General features: G+C 66.0%; 32 protein-coding genes. 18 read left to right on the plus strand and 14 right to left on the minus strand.

Annotated elements, in window-relative coordinates; all coding sequences use genetic code 11:
- Positions 1-8 precede the first annotated feature (8 nt).
- Positions 9-362: a DNA-directed RNA polymerase subunit omega gene (gene rpoZ, locus RBB31_RS06420; RefSeq protein ID WP_306128441.1), complete on the minus strand. Its 354-nt coding sequence runs from the start codon at positions 360-362 to the stop codon at positions 9-11.
- A gap of 75 nt (positions 363-437) precedes the next feature.
- On the minus strand, positions 438-1004 hold the full coding sequence (gene folK / locus RBB31_RS06425) for a 2-amino-4-hydroxy-6-hydroxymethyldihydropteridine diphosphokinase (RefSeq protein WP_306128442.1): 567 nt from the start codon (positions 1002-1004) through the stop codon (positions 438-440).
- Positions 1005-1162: 158 nt separating this feature from the next.
- Here folK and RBB31_RS06430 point away from each other — a divergent pair, with 158 nt between their 5' ends.
- From RBB31_RS06430 to RBB31_RS06475, 10 genes are all read left to right on the plus strand, one after another.
- On the plus strand, positions 1163-1726 hold the full coding sequence (locus tag RBB31_RS06430; RefSeq protein ID WP_306128443.1) for an NYN domain-containing protein: 564 nt from the start codon (positions 1163-1165) through the stop codon (positions 1724-1726).
- Between the two features lie 138 nt (positions 1727-1864).
- Positions 1865-2815: a 4-hydroxy-3-methylbut-2-enyl diphosphate reductase gene (ispH, locus tag RBB31_RS06435; RefSeq protein ID WP_306128444.1), complete on the plus strand. Its 951-nt coding sequence runs from the start codon at positions 1865-1867 to the stop codon at positions 2813-2815.
- 210 nt (positions 2816-3025) lie between these two features.
- Positions 3026-3682, plus strand: a complete 657-nt coding sequence (locus RBB31_RS06440) for a lysophospholipid acyltransferase family protein (RefSeq protein ID WP_306128445.1) — start codon at positions 3026-3028, stop codon at positions 3680-3682.
- Positions 3679-4629 carry a phosphatidate cytidylyltransferase gene (locus RBB31_RS06445; RefSeq protein WP_306128446.1) on the plus strand — a complete coding sequence of 317 codons (951 nt, stop codon included), beginning with the start codon at positions 3679-3681 and terminating at the stop codon, positions 4627-4629. The genes RBB31_RS06440 and RBB31_RS06445 overlap by 4 nt, the downstream gene beginning before the upstream one ends.
- Entirely contained in the window at positions 4626-4994 is a 369-nt protein-coding gene (locus tag RBB31_RS06450; RefSeq protein WP_306128447.1) for a hypothetical protein, read from the plus strand. Before RBB31_RS06445 ends, RBB31_RS06450 begins: the two co-directional genes overlap by 4 nt.
- Positions 4991-5647: a CDP-alcohol phosphatidyltransferase family protein gene (locus RBB31_RS06455; RefSeq protein ID WP_306128448.1), complete on the plus strand. Its 657-nt coding sequence runs from the start codon at positions 4991-4993 to the stop codon at positions 5645-5647. The genes RBB31_RS06450 and RBB31_RS06455 overlap by 4 nt, the downstream gene beginning before the upstream one ends.
- 61 nt (positions 5648-5708) lie before the next feature.
- Positions 5709-6161 carry a DUF3429 domain-containing protein gene (locus RBB31_RS06460; protein WP_306128449.1) on the plus strand — a complete coding sequence of 151 codons (453 nt, stop codon included), beginning with the start codon at positions 5709-5711 and terminating at the stop codon, positions 6159-6161.
- Positions 6158-6763, plus strand: coding sequence for a class I SAM-dependent methyltransferase (locus RBB31_RS06465; protein ID WP_306128450.1), 606 nt, complete (start codon positions 6158-6160; stop codon positions 6761-6763). Before RBB31_RS06460 ends, RBB31_RS06465 begins: the two co-directional genes overlap by 4 nt.
- Positions 6756-7223: a ribonuclease HI gene (gene rnhA / locus RBB31_RS06470; protein WP_306128451.1), complete on the plus strand. Its 468-nt coding sequence runs from the start codon at positions 6756-6758 to the stop codon at positions 7221-7223. The genes RBB31_RS06465 and rnhA overlap by 8 nt, the downstream gene beginning before the upstream one ends.
- Entirely contained in the window at positions 7220-7843 is a 624-nt protein-coding gene (locus tag RBB31_RS06475) for a trimeric intracellular cation channel family protein (RefSeq protein WP_306128452.1), read from the plus strand. The genes rnhA and RBB31_RS06475 overlap by 4 nt, the downstream gene beginning before the upstream one ends.
- 1 nt (position 7844) lies before the next feature.
- Here RBB31_RS06475 and RBB31_RS06480 read toward each other — a convergent pair whose 3' ends face one another.
- From RBB31_RS06480 to def (RBB31_RS06500), 5 genes are all read right to left on the minus strand, one after another.
- Positions 7845-8084, minus strand: a complete 240-nt coding sequence (locus tag RBB31_RS06480) for a GlsB/YeaQ/YmgE family stress response membrane protein (protein WP_306128453.1) — start codon at positions 8082-8084, stop codon at positions 7845-7847.
- 15 nt (positions 8085-8099) lie between these two features.
- Complete coding sequence (locus tag RBB31_RS06485; RefSeq protein WP_306128455.1) at positions 8100-8342, minus strand: hypothetical protein; 243 nt, start codon at positions 8340-8342, stop codon at positions 8100-8102.
- A 158-nt stretch (positions 8343-8500) separates the two neighbouring features.
- Complete coding sequence (fmt, locus tag RBB31_RS06490; RefSeq protein ID WP_306128456.1) at positions 8501-9406, minus strand: methionyl-tRNA formyltransferase; 906 nt, start codon at positions 9404-9406, stop codon at positions 8501-8503.
- Positions 9407-9426: 20 nt separating this feature from the next.
- Entirely contained in the window at positions 9427-9921 is a 495-nt protein-coding gene (gene def / locus RBB31_RS06495; protein WP_306128457.1) for a peptide deformylase, read from the minus strand.
- 4 nt (positions 9922-9925) lie between these two features.
- On the minus strand, positions 9926-10450 hold the full coding sequence (gene def, locus RBB31_RS06500; protein ID WP_306128458.1) for a peptide deformylase: 525 nt from the start codon (positions 10448-10450) through the stop codon (positions 9926-9928).
- Positions 10451-10589: 139 nt separating this feature from the next.
- On the opposite strand from def (RBB31_RS06500), the gene RBB31_RS06505 reads away from it, so the two are divergent.
- Positions 10590-11759, plus strand: coding sequence for a MalY/PatB family protein (locus RBB31_RS06505; protein WP_306128459.1), 1170 nt, complete (start codon positions 10590-10592; stop codon positions 11757-11759).
- 51 nt (positions 11760-11810) lie between these two features.
- Here RBB31_RS06505 and RBB31_RS06510 read toward each other — a convergent pair whose 3' ends face one another.
- The 3 genes from RBB31_RS06510 to cbiE all read right to left on the minus strand — a co-directional run bounded on the left by RBB31_RS06510 (position 11811) and on the right by cbiE (position 14064).
- A complete protein-coding gene (locus RBB31_RS06510) occupies positions 11811-12161 on the minus strand; it encodes a hypothetical protein (RefSeq protein WP_306128460.1) in 351 nt (116 codons plus the stop codon).
- A gap of 101 nt (positions 12162-12262) precedes the next feature.
- Entirely contained in the window at positions 12263-12793 is a 531-nt protein-coding gene (locus RBB31_RS06515; RefSeq protein ID WP_306128461.1) for a DUF6882 domain-containing protein, read from the minus strand.
- A 74-nt stretch (positions 12794-12867) separates the two neighbouring features.
- Positions 12868-14064: a precorrin-6y C5,15-methyltransferase (decarboxylating) subunit CbiE gene (gene cbiE / locus RBB31_RS06520; protein WP_306128462.1), complete on the minus strand. Its 1197-nt coding sequence runs from the start codon at positions 14062-14064 to the stop codon at positions 12868-12870.
- A gap of 214 nt (positions 14065-14278) precedes the next feature.
- Between cbiE and RBB31_RS06525 the strand changes: the two genes are divergently transcribed.
- Positions 14279-15253 carry a glutathione S-transferase family protein gene (locus RBB31_RS06525; RefSeq protein WP_306128463.1) on the plus strand — a complete coding sequence of 325 codons (975 nt, stop codon included), beginning with the start codon at positions 14279-14281 and terminating at the stop codon, positions 15251-15253.
- A 9-nt stretch (positions 15254-15262) separates the two neighbouring features.
- On the opposite strand, the gene RBB31_RS06530 is transcribed toward RBB31_RS06525, so the two are convergent.
- Positions 15263-16849 (minus strand): methyl-accepting chemotaxis protein, encoded by a 1587-nt coding sequence (locus tag RBB31_RS06530; protein ID WP_306128464.1) that lies wholly within the window; start codon positions 16847-16849, stop codon positions 15263-15265.
- Position 16850: 1 nt separating this feature from the next.
- On the minus strand, positions 16851-17147 hold the full coding sequence (locus tag RBB31_RS06535) for a hypothetical protein (RefSeq protein WP_306128465.1): 297 nt from the start codon (positions 17145-17147) through the stop codon (positions 16851-16853).
- 250 nt (positions 17148-17397) lie between these two features.
- Between RBB31_RS06535 and rpmB the strand changes: the two genes are divergently transcribed.
- Positions 17398-17688: a 50S ribosomal protein L28 gene (rpmB, locus tag RBB31_RS06540; protein ID WP_103764807.1), complete on the plus strand. Its 291-nt coding sequence runs from the start codon at positions 17398-17400 to the stop codon at positions 17686-17688.
- Between the two features lie 148 nt (positions 17689-17836).
- On the opposite strand, the gene RBB31_RS06545 is transcribed toward rpmB, so the two are convergent.
- The gene (locus RBB31_RS06545; RefSeq protein WP_371931305.1) at positions 17837-18247 is read right to left on the minus strand and encodes a hypothetical protein; all 411 of its coding nucleotides are present in this window, start codon (positions 18245-18247) and stop codon (positions 17837-17839) included.
- A 225-nt stretch (positions 18248-18472) separates the two neighbouring features.
- Positions 18473-19156: a ribulose-phosphate 3-epimerase gene (gene rpe, locus RBB31_RS06550; protein ID WP_306128467.1), complete on the minus strand. Its 684-nt coding sequence runs from the start codon at positions 19154-19156 to the stop codon at positions 18473-18475.
- Positions 19157-19308: 152 nt separating this feature from the next.
- Here rpe and RBB31_RS06555 point away from each other — a divergent pair, with 152 nt between their 5' ends.
- The 5 genes from RBB31_RS06555 to cueR all read left to right on the plus strand — a co-directional run bounded on the left by RBB31_RS06555 (position 19309) and on the right by cueR (position 25355).
- On the plus strand, positions 19309-20946 hold the full coding sequence (locus RBB31_RS06555; RefSeq protein ID WP_306128468.1) for a long-chain fatty acid--CoA ligase: 1638 nt from the start codon (positions 19309-19311) through the stop codon (positions 20944-20946).
- Entirely contained in the window at positions 20943-21962 is a 1020-nt protein-coding gene (locus tag RBB31_RS06560) for a phosphotransferase family protein (RefSeq protein ID WP_371931300.1), read from the plus strand. Before RBB31_RS06555 ends, RBB31_RS06560 begins: the two co-directional genes overlap by 4 nt.
- Positions 21959-22372, plus strand: a complete 414-nt coding sequence (locus tag RBB31_RS06565; RefSeq protein ID WP_306128469.1) for a PaaI family thioesterase — start codon at positions 21959-21961, stop codon at positions 22370-22372. The genes RBB31_RS06560 and RBB31_RS06565 overlap by 4 nt, the downstream gene beginning before the upstream one ends.
- Positions 22373-22524: 152 nt before the next feature.
- The gene (locus RBB31_RS06570; RefSeq protein WP_306128470.1) at positions 22525-24969 is read left to right on the plus strand and encodes a heavy metal translocating P-type ATPase; all 2445 of its coding nucleotides are present in this window, start codon (positions 22525-22527) and stop codon (positions 24967-24969) included.
- Positions 24969-25355 carry a Cu(I)-responsive transcriptional regulator gene (gene cueR / locus RBB31_RS06575; protein WP_306128471.1) on the plus strand — a complete coding sequence of 129 codons (387 nt, stop codon included), beginning with the start codon at positions 24969-24971 and terminating at the stop codon, positions 25353-25355. The genes RBB31_RS06570 and cueR overlap by 1 nt, the downstream gene beginning before the upstream one ends.
- The last annotated feature ends 199 nt before the right edge of the window (positions 25356-25554 follow it).

Here is a 25554-nt window from a genome sequence, read left to right on the forward strand (position 1 = left end):
GCCGTGGTTCAACCCTGGCCCTGCGCCTCCATCAGCGCGCGCAGCAGCTTCTCTTCGGACATGTCGTCGTCGGCCGGCTTCTCGGTTTCCTCGCCCATCAGCAGTGCCATGGAATCGTCTTCCGGCTCATCGACCTCGATCTGGCTCTGGTTCGATTCGATCAGGCGTTCGCGCAGGTCGTCGGCCCCTTGCGTCTCCTCGGCGATCTCGCGCAAGGCCACGACCGGATTCTTGTCGTTGTCGCGGTCCACGGTGATCGGCGAACCCGACGAGATCTCACGTGCGCGGTGCGCCGCCAGCATCACCAGGTCGAAGCGGTTCGGAACTTTGTCAACGCAGTCTTCAGTGGTTACGCGCGCCATGGGGCCTCCAGATAGGGCAAATATCTCAAGAAGCCTTTCATTTAAAGCCTGCCCAACGGGTTTACAAGCAGAGAATCAGTCCAGCGGCACCACCTCGGCGACCTGATCCTCCGGCAAGGCGGCCAGCATTGCCGCCACGGTCAGGTTCGACACGGGATGCACCCAGTCTGACGCGACGTCATTCAGCGGGACAAGCACGAACCCCCGCTCGTGCAGTCTCGGGTGGGGCAGGATCAGGCGGTCGGGCGCATCGCGCATCTGCCGCTCCAGCGGCAGGCCCTGCCACGCGTCGAACGTCTCACGGTCCGGCAAGATCCTGTCCCCCGCCGCCAACAGGTCCAGATCCAGTGTCCGCTGGCCCCAGCGCTGAACCCGAGCGCGCCCGAACCGGTTTTCCAGTTCGTGCAGAAGTTGCAAGAGTTCTGCAGGGTTCCCATCGAATGCCAGCCGCGCCGCCGCATTGACGTAATCCGGCCCTGCCCCTGCTGGGAAACATGGCGTGCGGTACATTCGGCTGGCCGCCAGCACCCGCGCTCCCATGCCGGGCAACCGCGTCAGCGCGGCGTGCAACGTCGCACGGGGCGCCCCCGCGTCGGATGGCGAATTCCCGCCCAAGGCGATCAGATAGTGTTGCTCAGACATGCCGCGGCCTTATCCTTGTTCTTTATCTAACGGTCTTGCGAAGGTCTCACTAAACTTCTAAGTACAGCGCCTAGTTCTGCCGGGTTCCCAATCCACTCACTCGTACACCGTTTAGTACATCGTCGCGGCAGAGCAATCACATGCGGAAGGACATTTTAATGTTTTACAAGGACGAACGGCTTGCGCTGTTCATCGACGGCTCGAACCTGTACGCGGCCGCCAAGGCGTTGGGGTTCGATATCGATTACAAGCTTCTGCGAACGGAATTCATGCGCCGTGGCAAGTTGCTCCGCGCCTTCTACTACACGGCGCTTCTGGAAAACGACGATTATTCCCCGATCCGCCCGCTGGTCGATTGGCTGAACTATAACGGCTTCACGATGGTCACGAAACCGGCCAAGGAATACACCGACAGCCAGGGCCGCCGTAAGGTCAAGGGCAACATGGATATCGAACTGACAGTCGACGCGATGGAACTCGCGCCCCGCATCGACCACATCGTCCTGTTTTCCGGCGACGGCGATTTCCGCCCGCTGGTGGAAAGCCTTCAGCGCCAGGGCGTGCGTGTCTCGGTCGTCTCGACCATTCGCAGCCAGCCGCCGATGATCTCCGACGACCTGCGTCGTCAGGCCGATAATTTCATCGAGCTTGAAGACCTGAAGGAAGTCATCGGGCGCCCCCCGCGCGAGGATGCAACGGAACGTCAGCAGGCCTCTGCCTGACGGATCTCAAGCCAAAAATAACGGCCGGGACGCGGGCGTTCCGACGTCCCGTGCCGCTAGACGCCAACCTCCTATGCCCGCCCCCTCTGGACGCCGCACGCCACAGCCCTTAGGTCTGGAGAGTGAACAGGAGTGTCCATGACCAAGCCGCCCCTCACCCTCTACCTCGCCGCGCCGCGCGGTTTCTGCGCCGGAGTCGACCGCGCGATCAAGATCGTGGAGATGGCGCTCGGCAAATGGGGCGCGCCGGTCTATGTCCGGCACGAGATCGTCCACAACAAGTACGTGGTCGACGACCTGCGGGCCAAGGGCGCCGTGTTCGTCGAGGAACTTGACGAATGCCCCGATGATCGGCCTGTGATCTTCTCCGCCCACGGCGTGCCCAAGTCGGTCCCGGCCGAGGCCGCCTCGCGTCAGATGGTCTATGTCGACGCCACCTGCCCGCTCGTCTCGAAGGTGCATATCGAGGCCGAGCGCCACGCCGCGAACGGCCTTCAGATCATCATGATCGGCCATGCCGGCCACCCCGAGACCGTCGGCACCATGGGCCAGCTGCCGGACGGCGACGTCCTGCTCGTCGAAACGCCCGAGGATGTGGCGCATGTCGAGGTCCGCGATCCAGCCCGTCTGGCGTTCGTCACGCAGACCACCCTTTCGGTGGACGACACCGCCGATATCGTCACCGCGCTGCAAACCCGGTTCCCCGACATCACCGGACCGCACAAGGAAGATATCTGCTACGCCACAACCAACCGGCAGGAGGCCGTCAAGGCCATGGCCGAAAAGGCCGAGGCTATGCTGGTGGTGGGCGCCCCGAACTCGTCCAACTCCAAGCGCCTGGTCGAGGTCGGCGCCCGCGCCGGCTGTTCCTATTCCCAGCTCGTGCAACGCGCCGCCGATATCGACTGGCGCGCGCTCGAAGGCATCACCACAATGGGCATCACCGCCGGCGCCTCGGCCCCCGAGGTGCTGATAAACGAGGTCATCGACGCCTTCCGCGACCGCTATGACGTCACCGTCGAACAGGTGGAAACCGCGCAGGAGAACGTCGAATTCAAGGTCCCGCGGGTTCTGCGCGAACCAACCTGATCACGTGGCCCGCCGCTGTATTTCCTGGCGCGAATACGTGTGATCCGTCCCCGGGCCGTCAGCACAACGTCACTTGAAACCGCGCAACGGCGCCACCTGCGCCGCCCGTCCCGGGCCTGACCCGGGACCTCTTGATCGCGAGTCAGGTTTTCCTGCCTTTTCAATTCCCACCGTGACTGTAGGTTTCCCTCGAAAGACGGGAACGATCCTTTGACACGCAGCTTCCTTGCCTGGATAACGGGCAGCGCCATCACCACTTTCGCCCGGCTCATCACCGCCGTGCGCGCCATCTGGGACGGGTCCGAGCCCGTGCCGATGCAGCGCGTCTATTTCGCCAATCACACCTCCAACGGCGATTTCATCCTGATCTGGACCGTGCTGCCGCCCACCTTGCGCGCCCAGACCAGGCCGGTCGCCGGTGCCGACTACTGGCTCACGTCGCCGCTGCGCAGCTTCATCGGCCGCGATGTCTTCAAAGCCGTGCTGATCGACCGCAATGCCCAGGACCGCACCCAGGATCCGATGAACCTCATCCTGGAGGGGCTCGATACCGGCGCCTCGCTGATCATTTTCCCCGAGGGCACGCGCAACACCACGGGTAAGCCCCTTCTGCCCTTCAAGAGCGGCCTCTACAACATTTCGGACGCCCGTCCCGAGGTCGACCTCGTTCCGGTCTGGATCGACAACCTCAACGACGTCATGCCCAAGGGGAAACTCGTTCCGATTCCGCTTTTGTGCACCGTTACCTTCGGCGCGCCGATGCGGGCCGAGCCCGGCGAGGCGCGCAAGGATTTTCTGAAACGTGCCGAGGCCGCCCTGCTGGCACTGGCCCCTGCGGGTGACGCCACCGAAGAGGCCCCCGCATGACCGAAACACATGCCGATTTCCTGACCCTTCTGGCCGGCATCCTCTGCGTCCTCATCGTGGCCAGCGGCATCGGCTACGTGCTCAAGCAGCGCGTCGCGCCCGACGGCACCAACGCCACGATCGAGAACCTCAACGCCCGCATCCTCGCATGGTGGGGCATGACCGCGTTCCTCGCCGTGGCCTTCCTCGCCGGGCGCGGCGGCGTGATCGCGCTTTTCGCCTTCACCTCCTTCGCCGCCCTGCGCGAGTTCGTCACCCTGACCACCCGCCGCGCCTCCGACCACTGGGCCATAGCAACCGCCTTCTTCGTGATCCTGCCCGCGCAATACCTGCTCATCTGGTACGAATGGTATGGCATGTGGTCGCTCTTGATCCCGGTCTACGCCTTCCTCATCCTGCCCATCATCGCGGTGCTGCAAGGCGACAGCCGCAACTTCCTCGTCCGCATCAGCCAGATGCAATGGGCGCTGATGATCTGCGTCTTCTGCGCCAGTCACGTGCCCGCGCTCCTCTTCCTCGACATTCCCGGCTTCGAGGCGCGCAACGTCCTGCTGATCGCCTTCCTCATCGTCGTGGTCCAGCTGTCGGACGTGCTGCAATACACTTGGGGCAAGCTTTTCGGCCGCCACCCGGTCGCGCCGTCGCTCTCGCCCTCCAAGACGTGGGAAGGGCTGGTCGGCGGGGTGGCGTCGGCCACGCTGATCGGCACGGCACTTTTCTGGATCACGCCCTTCACACCGCTGCAAGCGGCGGGCATGTCGCTCGTCATCACGCTTGCGGGGTTCTTCGGCGGGCTGGTGATGTCGGCGATCAAACGCGACCGCGGGGTCAAGGACTGGGGCCACATGATTGCCGGCCATGGCGGGTTCATCGACCGGCTCGATTCGGTTGTCTTCTCTGCCCCGCTGTTCTTTCACCTGACCCGGTACTACTGGTCGCTGACGTGAGCCTGCTGCGGTCGAATTTCGCGCACATGGCGGGCGGCTTCGTCCTGATGGGCGGCTGGGCCGTCTGGGCCAACTCCTCCCATCCGATGCCCGCGCCTTTGACCGCTGGTCTGGTTCAGGGCGTGCTGTCCGCTTGCATAACCCTGCTGCTGAAAACCGTGACCGAGCGCCTTCTGCCACGCCTCTCCGGCGCGCCCGGCCTGGTCCTGCCCCCGCTGGCCTGCGCCGCGCTATCGGTCACGCTTTTGTCGCTCGTGCATCATGCCGCCGGCACGCCCGAAATCATGACGACGCTGGCCCTGCCCGTCACGGTCGCGACCAGCTACGCCGCGCTCTACAATTACCGCCTGAGACATGCATCATGACCGATACCCGCCGCCCCCTGAACAGCCGCGACACCGGCTGGGCCCGCCGCATCGCCCGCTGGCTCGGCCGCACATCGCTGACGCCCAATCGCACCAGCCAGGGCTCGATCCTGTTCGCCGCCCTGGCCTGCCTGGCTTTCTGGGCCTCCGCCCATATCGACGTGAACAAGACCGTTGTCCTCCTGCTCCTTGCCGCGCTCTGCTGCCAGCTGCGTTTGCTGTGCAACCTCTTCGACGGAATGGTCGCCGTCGAAGGCGGCAAGTCCGAACCCGACGGCCCGTTCTGGAACGAGGCGCCGGACCGCGTCGCCGACCTTCTGATCCTCACCGGAGCGGGGCTGGCCACAGGGTATCTTGATCTCGGCCTGCTTGGCGGCGCGCTGGCAATCGCCACCGCCTATATTCGCGAACTTGGCCGGGCCGAAGGGTTGGGCTCCGATTTCTCCGGTCCGTTCGCCAAGCCTCAGCGCATGGCCACCCTGACCGGCGGCGCGGTTCTGGCGGCTGTCGAGACCGGGCTTTGGGGCACTGCCCACGCGCTCCTTGTGGCGCTGGTCATCACTGTGCTCGGCACGGGCTGGACAGTTGTCTCCCGTTCGGTCCGCATGATCCGCGCCCTGAATGACCGCCCGACGGGCAGTTCCGGCACTTGATCCCGTCCGGGCGGGCTTCTAAACCGAACCGACCGCAACCGACCAAGGACCGCCCCGCGCCGTGACCGAGATCCCCCGCACGCCCCTCGTCCTCGCCCTTGCCGGCCTTCTGCCGTTCGTCTGGAGCGCCGCGACCGTGCTGTCGCCGGGTCTGTCGGACTGGGCGCAGGGCACGCTGGGCGCGCGGTTCGTCGGGCCCTATACGGGCCTCTTCTATGGCACGGTGATCCTCAGCTTCATGTCAGGGGTTCTCTGGGGCTTTGCCACGAAGATGACCGGATCTTCGGCCAATCTCGGCTACGTACTGTCTGTTCTGCCCGCGCTCTGGGTGTTCTTCACCACGGGCGGCGGGGCCCATAATGCCGGGGTCATGCTGCTGATCGGCTTCACCTGCATTCTCGGCCTTGACTGGTATTTCTGGCGCGCCGGCGCGGCACCCGGCTGGTGGATGCGCCTGCGCCTTATGATCACCGCCGTGGTGCTGCTCTGCCTCGTCATCGGCCTGACGCAATGAGCCGCGACGCCGAGACCATCCGCGTCTACGGCGCCGAGGCCGCGCGCTATGCCGACGTGACGAAGGATGCCGCAAAGGACCCCGTCCTGCGCCTCTTTCTGGACCATCTCGCCATGGGCAGCCACGTACTCGACCTCGGCTGCGGCCCGGGCATCGCCTCGGCCGCCATGGCCGCTGCGGGCCATACGGTCACGGCCACGGATGCCACGCCCGAAATGGTCGCACTCGCCGCCGCTCAGCCGGGCGTGACCGCCCGGCTCGCAACCTTCGACGACGTGACGGACGTGTCGGCCTATGACGCGATCTGGGCCAATTTCTCGCTGCTGCACGCCGCCCGTGCCGACCTGCCACGCCACCTCTTCGCGCTGGTCGCAGCCCTGCGGCCCGGCGGGCTCTTTCATATCGGCATGAAGACCGGCGAAGGGTCTCAGCGCGACAGGATCGGCCGCCTTTACACCTATGTCACCGAGGATGAACTGACCGGCCTGTTGCAGGAGGCGGGCCTGACACCCTTCGAGACCCGGACCGGCGCCGACGCCGGCCTTGACGGCACCGTCGCACCTTGGGTCACGATCCTGGCAAGGAAGCCCACCGATGGCTGATCTTTTCGCCTATACCGACGGTGCCTGTTCCGGCAATCCCGGCCCGGGCGGCTGGGGCGCGCTGCTCCAGGCCAAGGAGGGCGATGCGGTCGTCAAGGAGCGCGAACTCAGCGGCGGCGAGGCCGAGACCACCAACAACCGCATGGAACTGCTGGCCGCGATCACCGCGCTGGAAACCCTGTCAAAGCCCACGCGGATCACCATCGTCACCGACAGCGCCTATGTGAAGAATGGCGTCACCGGCTGGATTCACGGCTGGAAGCGCAACGGCTGGAAGACGTCGAACAAGAAGCCGGTCAAGAACGTCGATCTCTGGCAGCGCCTCGATGCCGCCGCCCAACGCCACGACGTGACATGGGAATGGGTCAAGGGCCATGCCGGCCACCCCGAGAACGAGCGCGCCGACGAACTGGCCCGCGCGGGCATGGCGCCGTTCAAGCCCGGCAAGTCCCGGGCATGACCGTGCTCTTCCTGCTCGATCACGCCTCGGTGCTGATCTTCGCTCTTACCGGCGCTCTGGTAGCCTCCCGCGCGCAGCTCGACGTTGTGGGCTTTGCCTTCATCGCCTGTCTCACCGCGGTGGGCGGCGGCACGGTGCGCGACGTGCTTCTGGATCGCAACCCGATCTTCTGGATCGCCAACCCCAGTTTCATCGCCACGGCCTGTGCCGCAGCACTTCTGATCTTCTTCACCGCGCATCTGTTCGAGAGCCGGTACCGCCTGCTGTTGTGGCTCGACAGCCTGGCGCTGGCCGTGGCCGTGCCGGCGGGCGTCGGCACCGCGCTGGCGATGGCGCAGCCCTTGCCGATCGTGGTGATCATGGGAATGGTGACGGGTTGCCTTGGCGGTCTGATGCGGGACGTGGTGTGCAACGAACTGCCGCTGGTGCTGAAACAGGGCGAGCTTTACGTGACCGCCGCCTTCGCCGGATCGCTGGCCGCGATGGGGGCGCTCATGGTCACCGATCGCGAACTTTTCGCCCTTTTCGCCTGTGCCGGGGTAACCTGGGCCCTGCGCGCAGGCTCACTGGCCTTCGGCTGGCGTCTGCCGGTCTACCGGTCTCGCCCCCCGCGGGCCTGAGCTATTTCCGCGCCTTGTACGCCTGGTAGCCCCAGATCAGGACAAGCGCGCCCAGAACCGCGCCGATGATCCCGCCCAGAAGACCGAGAAACGCCAGGATGCCTTGCAGGATCAACCCACCCAGCAGCGCGCCGGCCATGCCGATGCCGATAGTCACGAGCGGGTCGGCGTCGATCCGCATGATCCGCGTCGCAAGATACCCCGCCACGGCCCCGATGATGATGAGATAGATCAGCCCCATGGCGTCCCTCCGTTGTCAGCGCCCGCGGCGCCAATGGGTCGGGATGATGATCAGCGCCCCGATCGACGAGATGATCGCATCCACCCCCGGCGCACCAAAGCGAAGCCCGAACATGATCCGCACGAAGTAGAACAGGAAGGCCCCGCCGACGCAGATGATGATGGATTGCAGGATCCCGTTGCGGGTAAAGCCGGACTTCTCGCTGAGATATCCGACGATCCCGGCAATCACGACCGTCCCGAACAGTTGAAGGTACATGCGGCCTCGTCGCTTTGGCTGGCCGGATGCTGGCCTGTTTCGTGGCGGGACGCAAGCGCGTGTCGGCGCGTTTCGGATTGCGCGAGCGCAATTCGACCGGGGGGAGAGGCCAGCCCCTCGCGCTCCCCGGGATATTTAGGGCCAGAGGAAGGGGCGGGTCAGAGGCGGGTTCCCCTGGTCAGCGCAATGCCGCGCAGGAAGTCCGCCGTCGCCTGGGGCCCACGTCCGGCCTTTTGCAGGCGCAGGACCCGGATCGCGCCCGTGCCGCAGGCAATCGTGAGCGTGTCGTCGAGAACCTCGCCGGGCGCGCCGCTGCCCGCGCCGATCCGCGAGGCAAGAAACTTGATCCGCGTGCCGTCGTGGTCGATCCACGCGCCGGGAAATGGCGAGAGGCCGCGGATCTGACGGTCGATCTTTTCGGCAGGTCGGGTCCAGTCGATCCGCGCCTCGGCCTTGTCGATCTTGTCAGCATAGGTGACACCGTCCTCCGGCTGCGGCTCGGGCGTCAGTTCCTTCAGTCGCGCAAGCGCCTCGGTGATGGCATCGGCGCCCATCCGGGACAAACGGTCATGCAGGGCGCCCGTGGTCTCCTCCGCCCCGATCGACGTCTCGCGGCGCAACAGGACAGGGCCGGTGTCCAGCCCTGCCTCCATCTGCATGATGCACACGCCGGTCCTGTCATCCCCCGCCATGATCGCCCGGTGAATCGGCGCCGCCCCGCGCCAGCGCGGCAGAAGGCTGGCATGGATGTTGAGACAGCCCTGCCTGGGCGAGTCCAGGATGGCTTGCGGCAAGATGAGGCCGTAGGCCACGATCACCGCCGCATCCGCCTCGAGCGCCGCGAACTCGGCCTGCTCATCGACGCCTTTCAGGCTGACAGGATGGCGCACCCTCAACCCCAGGGCCTCGGCCCGCGCCTGCACCGGGCTGGGCCGGTCCTTCTTGCCGCGACCCGCCGGCCGGGGCGGCTGGCAATAGACCGCCGCGATCTCGTGGCCCGCCGCGACCAGCGCGTCGAGCGCCGGCACCGAAAATTCGGGCGTTCCCATGAAGATCAGGCGCATGACACTCTCCTGCCGTTGGTTCAGCGTCGCTTGGCCGCGCGACGCAGCAGCATGTCACGCTTCATCTTGCTCAACCGGTCGAAATACATCCGCCCGTCGAGGTGATCCACCTGATGCTGCACGCTGGTGGCCCAAAGGCCGACGAAATCACGCTCCTCGACCTCGCCATCCGCGTTCAAGAACCGCACCGTCACCGCGCGCGGGCGGGTGATCTTCGCGTGGACACCTGGCAGATTGGGACTGGCCTCGTCATGGTCGCGCATCTCTATGCTGGAATGCAGGATCTGGGGGTTGGCCATGCGCACCGCCTGTCCGCGCGTGTCGCTGGCATCCACCACGGCCAGCCGGCGCATCACGCCGATCTGCACCGCGGCCAGGCCCACGCCGGGCATCGCGTCCATCGTCTCGATCATATCCTCCCAGATCGCTTGCTCGGCCTCCGTCACCGCCTCGACCTCCGCCGCGGGCGTCCGCAACCGCCTGTCCGGCCAGGGCACGAAGGGGCGCACGGCCACGGGGCTAACCCCGCGCCTTTTCGCGCTTCAGCTTCTGCATCTTGCGGGTGATCAGCTGGCGTTTCATCGGACCAAGGTAATCGATGAAGAGCTTGCCGTTCAGGTGGTCTATCTCGTGCTGCACGCAAGTGGCCCACAGCCCGTCGAACGTGTCGGACCGTTCGTTGCCGTCGCGGTCGATCCAGGTCACGTCCACCACCTTGGGGCGCGTCACCTCGGCGAACTGGTCGGGGATCGACAGGCACCCCTCCTCGTAGACGTTCGTTTCGTCCGACGACGCCACCACCTCGGGGTTGAACATCACCAGCGGGCGCGGCGGCTCGCCCGCCTCGTCATCCTTGGCGCAATCCAGCACGATCAAACGGTTCATCACCCCGATCTGCGGCGCGGCCAGGCCGATGCCCGGCGCGTCATACATCGTCTCAAGCATGTCGTCGGCCAGCGCGCGCAGTTCGTCGCTCAGGTCGGACACCGGGTCGCACACCTTTTTCAGACGCGGGTCGGGATGGATCAGGATCGGTCGCAGCATCGGCCCTATCTATGCGTTCGTGGCACTCTTTTGAAGCCGGGCACCCGGCCATCGCGCCAAATGCTTTAGGCGATTGCGCCCGCGCCTGCAACGCCATAGCTTGCGCCCAGGATCCAAGCCACCAATACCGGAGACAGCCTTGAATTTCGACGACCCGATCGACCGCCGCGGCAGCAACTGCAGCAAGTGGGACAAGATGGAACAGCTCTACGGCGTGCCGGCCGAGGATGGGCTGGCCATGTGGGTGGCCGACATGGATTTCCGCCCCCCGCAGTGTGTCAGCGATGCGCTGCGCGGGATGCTCGACCACGGTGTCTTCGGCTATTACGGCGATGACAGCGGCTATCGCAAGGCGATCACGTGGTGGATGGACACCCGCCACGGCTGGCAGGTGGATCCCTCCTGGATCTTTACCACCCACGGGCTGGTCAACGGCACGGCCATGTGCGTCGACGCGTTCACCCAGCCGGGCGACGGGGTGGTCCTCTTCACGCCGGTCTACCATGCCTTCGCACGGGTGATCACTGCGGCGGGACGGCGGGTGGTCGAATGCCCGCTGACGAACAACGAGGGCCGCTACGAGATGGATTTCGCCGCTTATGACGGCATCCTCGACGGGTCCGAGAAACTGCTGGTCCTGTGTTCGCCGCACAACCCGGGCGGGCGGGTCTGGACCAGGGAAGAATTGCAAGGCGTGGCCGAATTCGCCCGGCGGCACGACCTCGTCCTCGTGTCCGACGAGATTCACCACGACCTCGTCTTTCCGGGGCAAAACCATACCATCATGGCCCATATCGACGGGATCGCCGACAGGCTGGTGATGATGACCGCCACCACCAAGACGTTCAATATCGCGGGCGCCCATGTCGGCAACGTGATCATACCCGATGAAACCCTGCGTGGCCGCTTCGCCCAGCGCATGGCGGGGCTGGGCCTGTCACCCAACGCGTTCGGGCTTGTCATGGCCGAGGCCGCCTATTCGCCCGGCGGCGCGGAATGGGTGGACGCGCTGGTGCCCTATCTCGATGCGAACCGCAAGGTGTTCGACGCCGGCGTCAACGCCATTCCGGGCCTCAGCTCCATGCCGTTGGAGGCGACCTACCTGTCATGGGTCGATTTCTCCGGCACGGGCATGACTCCCGAAGAGTTCACCGCCCGGGTCGAAAAATCGGCAAAAATCGCGGCCAATCACGGGCCGACCTTCGGGACCGGCGGCGAAAGCTTCCTGCGCTTCAACATCGCCACGACCCGCGCGCGGGTAGAAGAGGCCGTTGCCCGGCTTCAGGACGCGTTTTCCGACCTGCAATAGCCTCTGACCGGATGCGCCCCTGTCGCCATCCCGGCACGGGGGCGCGCCGCGTCAGTCTTCCGCAATCAGCGCGACAGGCGCGTCGTCGGGGCGTTCGAAATCCACCGGCTGCTCGCCCGAGGCCTCGTTGACCACCTTCAACTCAAACCGGATCTCCCCGCCGTCCTCCTCGGACGCGACGATCAGGCACCGCTTGAGGTGACGCGCGCCGTCATAAAGGTCCACCAGCCCGCGCAAGTGCGGCGCCGCCCCGGCGGGCAGCGCGAAACCGTCGTGCCAGGCCCGCAGAACCGCATGGGATTGTGCGCCAGCCTCAACGCGCAACCGGTTGCTTTTTTGCCAGCCGCGCATCCGCGCCTCTTCGAGGCCCGCAAGAACTTCGGGGGAAAGAAAGGTCGTCATGTCCGGCATCCGAGCAGAGAATCGTCACCACAGAATGTAAGGCTAAATCGTGACAGTCACGTAAAAATTTCGCCGCATTGCCGCAATGCAGACGCGGCGCGTCATTCCCCAAGCAGCCCGTCCAGCTGGTCGCCGAGATAATAGCACACGGCCACCTGCCCGCCGGCGCCATGCGGCCCCATGAAAACGCCGTCGGCGTCCGATATATAGGCGCAGATCGCCTGGAATTCCGCAAGCCGCGTCGCATCCACCGGCCCGCCCCGGCTCAGCAGGTCCTCGATCTCCTGCCGTTCTCCGAACTGCTGCACCGCCCAGGCCGCCTGCTGCATCCGCAGGGGCACATCCGGATGCCCCCAGGCCCACATCCAGCTGCCATCGTCCGAATGGGTGCCGACCACCTGCGCCTGCGCCGCGGTCTCCTGACCGGTCTCGGACAAAAAGACAATGCGGCCCTTCTTCAGGTTCAGGCGAAACCCGGTCGAACCGTCCGGCGGCGGCGCACAGTCGCTGCCGGCCATGCGGGTCTTCAGGTAAAAGCCCGCGTTGACGGCCAGCTGGCGGTAGCTTTCGGGCAATTGCGTCGCCCCGGCATCCGCCTGGCGGCCGGCAAATTCCAGCAGGATCTCGTTCATGTCCTCGTTCCTTTCGGGATGGCGGGTGGGGCGCCGTTGCGCCGCGGCGCAACCAGCGTCACCCGGCATCCTGTTCAGCGCTTCACCATGCTCCATTGCATGACGGGCGCCAGGGGCCGCCAGCGGGGCTCGCCACCCAGGACCTCCGCCCGCTCGACCCCCATTCTGACAAGGTCTCCGCCAAGCGCGCCAGCGAGATCCGACAGGACAGCTTCGGTTTCCGGCGTGTCCGCGTTCGCCACCAGCCGGCCCAGCGGGCGCAGCCGCGCCCACGCCGCGTCGAACACTGCCCGGTTCAGCCCTCCGCCGATGTACACGGCGTCTGGCGCAGGCAGCCCCTCCAGCGCGTCCGGCGCCGTTCCGTCGACGAGGTCCAGCTTCGGCACGCCCAGCGCCAGTGCGTTCGCAGCGGCCATCGCCCGGCGGTCGGCCCGCGGCTCGATCCCGATGGCCCGGGCATAGCGGGCGCCGCGCATCCATTCCACCGCGACCGAGCCGCACCCGGTGCCGATGTCCCACAGGACCGCGCCGCGCATCGGCATCAGTTTGGCCAATGTCGCCGCGCGCACCTCTCTCGGGGTTACGGTGCCGTCATGGTCGAACAACGCGTCATCAAGTCCCGGCACCCGCGGCAGAAGGGCGGCATCCGGCGCGGCCACGCACTCCACCGCCAACGTGTTGAACGCCGGCACCTCGTGGTTCCACGTGTCCGCCACGCCCTCGAACCGCGCCTCCTGGGTTCCACCCATCGCGGCCAGCACCGTCATGCGGGAGGCGCCAAACCCGCGCTCTGCCAAAAACCGCGCGATCCGGCCCGGCGTGCCGGCGCCGGTGGCCAGGATCAGCAACCGCGCATCCGGCTGGATGAAGGCGATCATCTGCTCCACCGGGCGGCCATGCACGGTCAGGGTTTCCACGTCCGCCAGGCTCCAGCCCATGCGGGCGGCGGCCAGCTGAAACGCGCTCACCTGCGGATGGTAGGTGATCTCGGCCGGATCGAGCACCCGCCCGATCCGGGCCCCGATGGAAAACCACAGCGGATCGCCGGCGACCAGCATCACGACGCGCCGCCCGCGCAGGCCGCGCAAAAGGGCGATCAGGTCCTCGAATGCCTCGGGCCACGCCACGCGCTCGCCCGCGCCGGGCAGGACCGGATGCCGGTCGCCACCCACGATGATCTCGGCCGCCTCGACCACGGCCCGGGTGGCAGGCAAGAGACCTTCCATGCCGTCCTCGCCGATGCCCGCCACATGCAACCAACGTGTATCCATTGCTCATCCATCCCCGGCGCGAGGGCCTTGCGGCGCGATGCTCCACCTGTCGGCACGACACCTACATCAGGCATCGCGAACGGGCAAACCAAAGCGAACGCGCCGTCGCGGCTGGCCCACCTTGTGTATGTCTGCACAGGGTCTGCGCGGCCGAGGGGCCTGCCCGAAACCATCTTTGCCGCTATGTGTTGACCCACAGGCAATGGAGGACCCGATGGGCGAACTGATAGACGGCGTCTGGCATAGCGGCTGGTACGACACCAAGAAACACGGCGGCGCGTTCAAGCGCGACACCTCACAATTCCGCAACTGGATCACCGCCGATGGCAGCCCCGGCCCCAGCGGCGACGGCGGCTTCAAGGCCGAGGCGGGGCGCTATCACCTGTATGTCTCGCTGGCCTGCCCTTGGGCGCATCGGACGTTGATCTTCCGCCGGCTGAAGGACCTGACGGACCTCATCGACGTCTCGGTGGTCCATCCCGACATGCTGTCCGACGGCTGGACCTTCGACGATGACTTCCCCGGTGCGACCGGCGACAAGCTCTACGGCCTTCCTTTCGCGCGAGACATCTACATCCGCGCCGATCCCGAAACGACCGGCCACGTCACCGTGCCGATCCTGTGGGACATGCAGCGCGAAACCATCGTGTCGAACGAAAGCGCCGAGATCATCCGCATGTTCAACTCCGCCTTCGACGACATCACCGGCAACCGCGACGACTATTATCCCGCCGACCTGCGCGCGACGATCGATCCCATCAACGACCGCGTCTACGACACGGTGAACAACGGGGTCTACAAGGCGGGGTTCGCGACCACGCAAGAGGCCTATGACGAGGCCGTCGGACCGCTTTTCGACTCGCTGGACTGGCTGGAAGAGCTGCTGTCCGAACGGCGCTACCTGGCAGGCAACCAGGTGACCGAGGCCGACTGGCGGCTTTTCACGACGCTCATCCGCTTCGACAAGGTCTATCACGGGCATTTCAAGTGCAACCGCAACAGGATCGTCGATTTTCCCAACCTGTGGGGATATCTGCGTGAACTCTATCAATGGCCCGAAGTGGCGATGACGGTGAACTTCGACCACATCACCCGGCATTATCATTACAGCCACGACACGGTGAACCCGCACCGCATCATTCCGATCGGCCCCGACCTTGACCTGACGGCGCCGCACGGGCGCGGCTGACCGACGCGATCAGGCGGCCTGCCAGCCGGGCGCGCCGCCTGAATTTGCGCGGACCGCAGCACCAGCGCCCGCGCCGGCTTCGCCTTGCGCGTCAAGGTGGAACCGCGTCACGAGGGCGTGCAATGTTTCGGCTTCATTCTTCAGGCTGGTGGAGGCTGCCGATGATTCCTCGACCATCGCGGCATTCTGCTGGGTGACATGATCCAGCTGCGCGACCCCGGTGTTCAGTTCGGCCAGGCTGGTTGATTGTTCATGTGCGCCGCTCGCGATGTCCGCGATCAGATCCGCGATGTTGCCCACCCGCGTGACGATGTCGGTCAGCGCGTCGCCGGCGTTGTTCACGAGCGAAACGCCGTTCTCCACATGCCGGCTGCCGGCCCCGATCAAGCCTCTGATCTCGCGCGCGGATTCGGCGCTGCGCTGCGCCAGCGCCCGGACCTCGGATGCGACGACGGCAAATCCCCGGCCGGCGTCACCGGCGCGCGCCGCCTCGACACCGGCGTTCAGCGCAAGAAGATTGGTCTGGAATGCAATATCGTCGATCACCCCGACGATCTGGTTGATCTCGTCCGACGATTTCTTGATCTCCGTCATCGCGCCTATGGCGTCGCGCACCACGTCACCGCTGGTTTCTGCGCGGCCACGCGTTTGCTGGGCCACGTCTTTCACACGCGTCGCACCTTCCGCGGCGGACCGCACGCTCGACGTCATTTCCTCGAGCGCCGCGGCGGTTTCCTCCAGAGTGGCGGCCTGTCCTTCGGTGCGGCGCGACAGATCCAGAGAGCCGGCGCTCAGTTCCTCTGCGCGCAGATGGATCTCCGTCGCGTTCTCGGCCACCGCGCCGATCAGCTCGCGCAGGCTCGTGACGGTCGTGTTGAAATCCCGACGCAGGCTGTCGTACTCCGCCGGGAAAGGCGTGTCGATCGTCTCGCGCAGGTTGCCGGCGGCAAGGGTGTTCAGCCGCTCGCGCAGAACGCCGACAAGGTCCTGCACGTCGCGCTCGGCCTGCTGTGCCGCGTTCCGCGCGGTGTCCGCTTCTTTCGTCAGCCTCAGCGCCTCGCTGCGCTGACCGATCATGGCCGCGCGGCGCCGGTTGGCATCCAGCATGGACAACGACAGCACACCGCCTTCGATCACGACGATCGTACCGTGCAGCGCCGTGCGTATCACGTTGCTCATCAACTCGGCCGAGGGATACACCATCGCCGGAACCGCCAGGGTCAGGCCAAGGTGATGCACCGCCGTCAGGCCGCAGGCCATGACGAGCACCCGGATGCTGCCCATGGTCGAAATCACCGCCAGCACGGCAAAGAACATCATGTGGGTGTCGATCTGCCAGGGATGTCCGGCCAATGCCGCCGTGAACAGCGCGCATTGCCCGACCAGGCCCGCGGCGATGAATGCGGCCGCCAGCCTGCTGCGCGAATGTTGCGCCAGTGCGCCCGCACCGGCAAAGCCGAATGACATCAGCACGAGCGGCAGAACCGCGTTGCCGGCCAGCCATGCCGCAGCCCCCGGCAGCGGCGCCATGAGCATCAGCATGAGGCTCGCGAATTTCAAACGATTTCCGTCGTCGATCGGTTCGTCCCTGGTCATCTCAATACCCTTCGATCCCGCAAAGCGACGCAAGCGCCGTGGCGTCCATCACCGCCCAGGCGCCAGCCGGAACCACGTCTTCCGGCCTGTCGAGAACCGCCAGGCGCGCCAAGGGCGCGGAACCCGGCCCGATTTCACGCCCACCGGCCGCCGCGATGATCCTGGCCGGGTCTGCACCCCAGGGCGAAACCACGACCAGCGCCGGACGACCCGCCCGGGCCGGAGCGGACATCAACACCGTCACCGGCAGCGTCGCCAGAAGCTGCACCGCAACAAAGCCCGCAAGGCAGGTTTCCAAGATCCTCGAACGTCGCACGCCCCGGGTTTAGAGGCACAATCCCTAACAGGCGGTTTAGCCGGGCGGAAAAATTCGGTCAGGCTTTCGGATCGGTTAAGGCAGACCCCGCAAAAACCGGCCCCGAATCCCTTGACGGGGTGGTCCAATGGCCGTAAAGACGCGCAACGGAATTCAGGGCGCTGCCTATGGCGGTGCCCCTTTGTATTGAGTGGGCCCGCTCCGCGCCCCAGTGAAAAACGAGGATGAACCCATGTCGCGCCGCTGCGAACTGACCGGAAAAGGCCCGATGGTTGGCAACAACTCCAGCCACGCCAACAACAAGACCAAGCGTCGCTACCTGCCCAACCTGAACGACGTGACCCTGCAATCCGAAACGCTGGGCCGCGGCATCAAGCTGCGCATCACCGCCGCTGCCCTGCGCAGCGTCGACCACCGCGGCGGGCTGGACCGTTTCCTGGCCAAGGCCAAGGACACCGAGCTTTCGGACCGCGTGCTGAAGGTCAAGAAAGAGATCGCCAAGGCGCAGGCCGCCAGCGCCTGATCGCCGTGCGCATTGACAAGACGAAAGCCCTGCCGTTTGGCGGGGCTTTTTCTTGTGCGGTTGTCTCCGCTTTTTTAGCGAACGTCGGCTAAGAGCCCAGAGTAACGAAAACTGCGGCCTGCGAGAAGGTCTGCTTAGCGGAGCAAGGCTACTTCGTTTCCAGTCGGAACTTCAGGAACCTCTCCCCGTCGTAATCGACATCCCCAACCTGCACCGCGCCCAATCTTTCGAGCGCTCCAAGATTCTTCCGGGAGGGTGGCAGCAGAAACGTCACAAATGGGATGCGGTCGTCAGCGATGGCGAAGTCTATGGCCTTTCTTGAAATTCGCCTGCCAAGGCCAAACGCATCCGGCCGCAAGACGAGCCCGAAATCCCACTCGTCACCTTCTTTCTGAAAACCGCCCCACCCAACGTATTCGCCGTCGACCAGAAATGCCCAATGCCCGAGTCCATCCCGGGCCCAGTACGCCTCTTTCATTTTGACGAATTTGAGTGCCATCTCCGTGTCCCACGCACCCGTCAAAAGCGGCATGTGTTCAGCAACCCTAGCGTCGGACATGTGCTCGGAAATTTCGGAAGTTGGCACATCAATCAGCCGGGAAAATGTAATCTCATGTGTCAACGTGTCGTCCCCTATGTCCTTCAGCTGCCGTATCCCGGCAGCGCGTTGGCAGCAACCTCCCAACCCGACTTTGGAGTCAGCTCTGCGGACGGCAGCAAAGTCCCGCAAAGCGGACAGCCCACCATCTTTCGTTCCGAGTGCTTGCGCTGTACCGGCCTGAACTCAGCTCCCCGCAGCATCCCGAATGGCCCGCATGTTCTGCCCGTAGACCTCGGGCTTATCCACCGAGCCACCCTTGAACACCGCCGAGCCGGCCACCAGCACATCCGCGCCCGCCTCCACCACCAGCGGTGCGGTTTCCGGCGTCACGCCGCCGTCGATCTGGATATGCACCTCGCGGTCCCCGATCATCTGGCGCAGCAGCCGCGTCTTCTCGATCCCGGACGTGATGAACTTCTGCCCGCCAAAGCCGGGGTTCACCGTCATCAGCACCACCATGTCCACCATGTCGAGCACATACTCGATCGCCTCCAGCGGCGTGCCGGGATTGACGCAGACCCCCGCCTTGCACCCCGCCCCGCGGATGGCCTGCAAGGTGCGGTGGATATGCGGCCCGGCCTCCACATGTGCGCTTATCATGTCCGCGCCCGCCTCGGCATAGGCCTCGATATACTGATCCACCGGCGCAATCATCAGGTGCACGTCCATGAAGGTTTTCACATGCGGACGGAACGCCTTCACCGCCGGCGGGCCGAAGGTCAGGTTCGGCACGAAATGCCCGTCCATCACGTCCACATGCACCCAATCCGCGCCCTGCTCCTCGACCGCCCGGATCTCGGCCCCGAAATTGGCGAAATCGGCAGACAGGATGGATGGCGCAATCTTGACGGAACGGTCGAACGGCATGGCAGGCTCTCCTTGGGGTTTGCCGTGCACATGCGGGGTTTGGCCCGCGCCGTCAAGCCTTGGGCAAACCCGATTGATCCCGGCCGATTGATCCCCCGGCCCATTCGTGCCACCAATTGGCCCCGCCATTCCGTTCAAGGGAACCCCCCGCCATGCTCGGCCAGATGCAGCACCGCCCGCTCAGGATCATCGATATCCTGATCTATGCCGCCGAAGCCTTCCCCGAACAGGGCCTCGTGTCCGTCCGCGACGAAGGCGACATTCACCGCGCCACATATCCCGAAACCCTGGCGCGCGTCGGCCAGTTGGCCCACGCGCTTGAGGCGCTCGGGCTGAAGACCGGCGACCGCATCGCCACGCTTGCTTGGAACGGATACCGCCATTTCGAGCTTTACTACGCCATCGCCGGCATCGGCGGGGTCTGCCACACGATCAACCCCCGCCTGCCGCCCGAGCAGATGCAGTATATCCTCGACCACGCGCAAGACAGCGCGATCTTCGTGGATATCAGCCTCGTGCCGCTGCTGGACAACGTCACCCTGCCCGAAGGCTGCCGCGTCATCGTCATGACCGACGCGGGCCACATGCCCGAGGCCCCCGAGGGTGCGCATATCTACGAGGATCTCCTCGCCGATCAGCCCACGGGCTACGACTGGCCCACCCTGCCGGAGGAGACAGCCGCCGGCCTCTGCTACACCTCCGGCACCACCGGCAACCCCAAGGGCGCGCTATATTCCCATCGCTCTACCGTGCTGCACGCGCTGCTGGTCATCGCCGGCCACCCGCAAAGCCTGCGCCACGGCGCGCGCGTCCTGCCCGTGGTCCCGCTCTTTCACGTCAACGCGTGGGGGATGCCCTACACCGCGCCGTTGGCGGGCATGACCATGGTCATGCCGGGCCGCCATCTCGACGGGGCCAGCCTCTATGACCTGATGGACCGCGAACAGGTCTTTTCCGCCTGGGGCGTGCCCACCGTCTGGGCCGGCCTGCAACAGGAAATCGCCAAGCGTGGTACGCCGCCCAACGGCTTCAAGGACCTCGTGGTGGGGGGCTCCGCCGCCCCCCGCTCGATGATCGCCGCCTTCGAGGAGATGGGCGTCAACGTCAACCAGGCCTGGGGCATGACCGAGATGAGCCCCATCGGCACTCGCGGCATCCTGCCCAGCCATCTCGACGACGCGCCCTTCGACGAACGCATAGACGCCAAGGTGGGCGCTGGCCGCCGCCTTTTCGGCGTGGATTTCCGGCTCAAGGACGATGACGGCACCCTGATCCCTCACGACGGCAAAACTCCCGGAGAGCTCTTCGTGCGCGGCAGCACCGTGATCTCGGGCTACTACAACAACGACAAAGCCACCGCCGACGCGATGGACGAAGACGGCTGGTTCGGCACCGGCGACGTCGCCACCCTCGACGGCAATGGCCGCCTCATCATTCGCGACCGCGCCAAGGACCTGGTGAAATCGGGCGGCGAATGGATCAGCTCCATCGACCTAGAAAACGCCGCCATATCGCACCCGCTGATCGACACCTGCGCCGTCATCGCCGTGCCCCACCCCAAGTGGGACGAGCGCCCCGTTCTGGTCGTCGTCCCGGCGGGCGATGAAAAACCCACATTGAGCGATATTCATTCCCATCTCGAACCCTATTTCGCCAAGTGGCAGATGCCCGACGACCTCCTCTTCACCGATGCCCTGCCGCTGACCGCGACCGCCAAGGTCTCCAAGCTGACCCTGCGCGAGCAATTCTCCGATTACGTCCACCCCGACCTGCGCGAGGACGGCGCGTGAGCCTGCCCCTCGACACGGCCGCGCTGGAGGCATGGGCAAAGGTTCACCTGCCCGTCCTCGGCGGTCCGGTCACTGCCACCAAGTTCTCCGGCGGGCAATCCAACCCCACCTACCTGCTCGACACGCCCCCGGGCCGCTTCGTGCTGCGCCGCAAGCCCCCCGGCGTGCTGCTCAAATCCGCCCATGCCGTCGACCGCGAATACCGCGTACAAAAGGCACTGGCGGACACCGACGTGCCGGTGCCGAAGATGCACGCCCTCTGCGAGGATGACAGCGTGATCGGCTCGGCCTTCTACATCATGGACCACGTCGAAGGCCGCAATTTCGACCAGCCGTCCCTGCCCGAAGTCGCACCCGAGAAGCGCGGCGCGCTGATCGACGCCATGAACCGCACCCTCGTGGCCATCCACTCCGTCGATCTCGACGCCACCGGCCTCGCCGACTATGGCCCGCCCGGCCACTATTGCGAACGCCAGACCGAACGCTGGACGAAACAGTACCGCGCCACCGCGACCGAGGACATCGCCGAGATGGACGCCCTCATCGACTGGCTCTTCGCCAACATGCCCCCCGATGACGGCCAGCGCACGCTCGTCCACGGTGACTACCGCCTCGACAACCTGCTCTTTGCGCCCGACGCTCCCCGCGTCGCCGCCGTGCTGGACTGGGAGCTGTCGACCAGCGGCCACCCCTATGCCGACCTGGCGGCGGTCATCATGCAATGGTCCATGCCCGCCACGACCGAGGGGCGCGGGCTGGAGGGGATAGACCGCGCCGCCCACGGCCTCTGGTCCGACCGGCAGTTCATCGACACCTATTGCGAAAGGCGCGGCCTCCCCGGCATCGAGGACTTTCACTTCTACCTTGCCTTCACCTATTTCCGCATGGCCGCCATCCTGCAGGGCGTCAAGAAACGCGCCCTTGATGGCAACGCCTCCGACCCCGACCGCGCCCTGAAACTGGGCGCCTACGTTCCCTTTTTCGCCCGTTCGGGCCTCCAGGCAGCAACAGGATGACACAGACCACCGATCCGACCACTTTCGAGACGCCCTCTCCGCTGTCCCAGACCTTCGGCTTTCGGCTGACCGAGTGGACCGAGGGGCACACCCGCGTCGAGGCCCCGATCTCGCACAACATGACGAACCGCCAGGGCCTGCCCCATGGGGGCGTCTACGCGGCCCTTCTGGACACCGCGATGGGGTATTGCGGATGCTACACCGGCGACCCCGAAGTGAAGCAGAACGCTCTCACGCTGTCGATGACCGTGAATTACCTCGCCCGGGCCACCGGCACGCGGCTCATCTGCGAAGCGCATGTCACGGGCGGCGGCCGCTCCACTTTCTTCGCCAGGGGCGAGGTGCGCGACGACACCGGCATCCTCATCGCCGAGGCGACCGGCGTCTTCAAACTGCGCTCCCGGAAATAACCGTAGGGTGGGATTCCACCCCACCGCGCCCCACTCGCACAAATGCCTCGCCAACGCGTAGGGTGGGTAAAACCCACGCGCCGGCACCCGGACCGAAGAAAGGCGTTCCACCCCCTTGACCTTCCAGTCACTGGAACCCTTATCTGCGTCCCATGACAACGCTCACCCTCGAACTTGACGGCATGTCCTGCGCCGGATGCGCAGGCCGGGCCGAGCGCGCCCTCACCGCCCTGCCGGGCGTGGGCAAGGCGTCGGTCAACTTCGCAACCGGCACCGCACAGGTGGACCAGGACGGCGCATCGCTCGAGACCATCACCGACGCGCTCGTCGCCGCCGGTTATCCCGCCCGCACCCAGCAAACCACACTCTCCATCGACGGCATGCACTGCGCCTCCTGCATGGGCCGGGTCGAGGACAGCCTGACCGCCACGCCCGGCGTCCTGACCGCCGCCGTGAACCTGGCCACCCAGACGGCGCAGGTCACCTATCTCTCGGGCACCACCACCCCCGCCGAGCTTGCCCGCATCGTTACGCAAACCGGCTATCCGACGCGCACCGCCGAGGATGACGCACCCGATCCCGCCGCCTCCCGCCGCGCGGCAGAGATCACCGATGCCCGCGACGCAACCCTGATCGCCGCCGTTCTGACGCTGCCTGTTTTCCTGGCAGAAATGGGCGGCCACCTCGTGCCCGTCTTTCACGAACGGCTGCACGCAACCATAGGCCAGACAAATCTCTGGACCCTGCAGTTTCTGCTCACCTCACTGGTCCTCGCCTGGCCCGGGCGCCGGTTCCTGACCCTCGGGTTGCCCGCGCTCCTGCGCGGCGCGCCCGACATGAACAGCCTCGTCGCCCTCGGCACGCTCGCCGCATGGAGCTTCTCGACGGTGGCCCTCTTCGCCCCCGGCCTCCTGCCCCCCGGCACCGTCGCGGTATATTTCGAGGCCGCCGCCGTGATCGTCACCCTCATCCTGCTGGGCCGCTGGATGGAGGCCCGCGCCCGCGGCCAGACCGGCGCCGCCATCCGCCGCCTGATCGGCCTGCAACCCGACACCGCCCGCGTGATCTGCAAGGGCGCGGCGCAGGAGATCCCCGTGGCCGAGGTCGTGGTCGGAGACACGCTTCAAATCCGCCCGGGCGCGCGCATTCCCGTCGACGGCACCGTCACCGACGGCACCTCCCACGTGGACGAATCCATGATCTCGGGCGAGCCCCTGCCGGTCTCCAAGGCCCAGGGTGACCCCCTCGTCGCCGGCACCATCAACAAAGAGAGCGCACTGACCATGACCGCCACCGGCGTGGGGCGCGACACGATGCTCGCCCGTATCGTCGCCATGGTGCAAGAGGCGCAGGGCGCCAAACTCCCGATCCAGGCGCTGGCCGACAAGGTCGTGCGCATCTTCGTGCCCGTGGTCATCGCCACCGCACTCGCGACCCTCCTCGCCTGGCTCACCTTCGGCCCTGCGCCTGCGCTCGGCCTTGCCCTCGTGGCGGGCGTTTCGGTTCTGATCATCGCCTGCCCCTGCGCCATGGGCCTCGCCACGCCCACCTCGATCATGGTCGGCACCGGCCGCGCCGCCGAGCTTGGCGTGCTCTTCCGCAAGGGCGACGCGCTCCAGACCCTTGCCGAGGCCCGCGTCGTGGCCTTCGACAAGACCGGCACCCTCACGATGGGCCGCCCGACCCTCACCACGCTGCACCTCGCCCCCGGCTTCGAGCGCGCCGAAACCCTCGCCGCCATCGCCGCCGCCGAGGCACAGTCCGAACACCCCATCGCCCGCACCATCGAGACCGCGGCGCGCGATGAGGGACTGACCCTGCCGCTGGTCAAGGACTTCACCGCAATTCCCGGCCACGGCCTGTCGGCAACCGTCGGTGGCCAGGTCCTGCTGGCCGGCACCGCGCGCCTGATGCGCGACCACGGCGTCGACACCGCGCCCTTTGCCGACCGGCTGGACGAACTGACGGCCAATGGCGAAACCCCGGTCTTTGCCGCCATCGAGGGCCGCCTGGCGGCCCTGCTCGCCGTCTCCGACCCTGTCAAGGACACCGCACGCGACACCATCCGCGCCCTTCACGCCATGGGCCTTCAGACCGCCCTCGTCACCGGCGACACGCCGGCTACCGCCCACGCCGTCGCCGTCGCACTGGGCATCGACCATGTCGAGGCCGAGGTCCTGCCCGCCGACAAGCGCGACACCATCGCCCGCCTGCAGAAGGTCCACGGCCGGGTCGCCTTCGTCGGCGACGGCATCAACGACGCCCCGGCGCTGGCGCAGGCCGATACAGGTATCGCCATGGGCACCGGTACCGACATCGCGATCGAAAGTGCCGACGTGGTGCTTGTCTCCGGCAACCCCAAAAGCGTACTGACCGCCCTGCATGTCTCGCGCCGCACGCTGCGCAACATCCGGCAAAACCTCTTCTGGGCCTTTGCCTACAATGCCGCGCTCATTCCCGTGGCCGCCGGCGTGCTCTACCCTGTCACCGGCACGCTCCTGTCCCCCATGCTCGCCGCCGGCGCCATGGCGCTCTCCTCGGTCTTCGTGCTGACCAACGCCCTGCGCCTGCGCCGCCTCTCGCCAGAGGGAACCTGATGAACATATCCCAAGTCTCCGACCGCACCGGCCTGCCGCCCAAGACCATCCGCTACTACGAAGAAATCGGCCTCATCACGCCCGACCGTGGCGCCAACGGCTATCGCGACTTCTCGGATCAGCACCTGCACAAGCTGGCCTTCATCGGCCGCGCCCGCGCGCTGGGATTTTCCATCGAGGAGTGCCGCATCCTGCTGGCCCTCTACGAGGACGACACCCGTGCCAGCGCCGACGTCAAGGCCATCGCCCGCCAGCATCTCGAACATATCAACGAGAAGATCGAACAGCTGCAGTCCATGGCCGACACGCTCGGCCATCTCATCGACTGCTGCGCCGGCGACAACCGCCCCGACTGCCCGATCCTCAACGACCTCGCCCGCCACTGAGCGCCAGAATTTTCGCACGAAAATTCTTCCCCAAGATTATTCGTACGAATAATCTCAAACCTCCGCGCCGCTCTCCATTCCCCCCGCTCATCGTCGCATCCGCCCCGATATACCTGAACGGCAGGCGCGACGGCGCGCCTTGCGCCATGACGTGCTCCACGATCTCGCTTTCGGCATGGCCATGCAGGGCAAATTGACC

The sequence above is a fragment of the Roseovarius sp. MMSF_3350 genome (assembly GCF_030733425.1).
In the GTDB taxonomy this organism is placed as follows: Bacteria; Pseudomonadota; Alphaproteobacteria; order Rhodobacterales; family Rhodobacteraceae; genus Roseovarius.